This is a genomic window from Bowmanella yangjiangensis (genome assembly GCF_017255015.1).
GTDB classification, from domain to species: domain Bacteria; phylum Pseudomonadota; class Gammaproteobacteria; order Enterobacterales; family Alteromonadaceae; genus Bowmanella; species Bowmanella yangjiangensis.
Genome location: NZ_JAFKCS010000629.1, coordinates 1 through 422, shown reverse-complemented (window position 1 = coordinate 422; position 422 = coordinate 1). Strand labels below are relative to the sequence as shown.

The window sequence follows — 422 nt, the reverse complement described above, 5'->3', positions numbered from 1 at the left end:
CGCGTCACCAGCGCCAGTCCCAGGTCGGTCCAGGCCATCAACCCGCCGGCGGTGACCAGGTCGCCATCGTCGACCACCATGCGCTCGGGCAGCACCCGCACCTTGGGGTACCGTTGCGCCAACTCTCCCGCCAGCGCCCAGTGGGTGGTCACCGTGCGGCCGTCGAGCAGGCCGGCGGCGGCCAGGGGAAAGGCGCCGGCGCAGACCGACGCCAGGGTCACGCCCGAGCCGTGCAGGCGCGCCAGCCAGTCGCGGTAGGCGCTGTGCAGCACGTAGCCGGCGGCGGCATCCAGGCAGGGTGGCAGCACCACCACCTGCGGCGCGCCGTCGGCCTGTGGCTGGCTGTCGAACACCCGCCGGACCTGGCCATCGTCATCCGCCTGCCAGTGACTGACCCGCAAGCGGCCCAGCCCTTCGCGTTC

The 422-nt window shown here is 73.7% G+C and carries 1 protein-coding gene; it reads right to left on the bottom strand.

Features of this window, described 5'->3' with window-relative positions; translation table 11 throughout:
• Positions 1 to 422: DJ-1/PfpI family protein (locus tag J0A65_RS26000; protein WP_206597084.1), on the bottom strand; the 422-nt coding region annotated here is incomplete at both ends.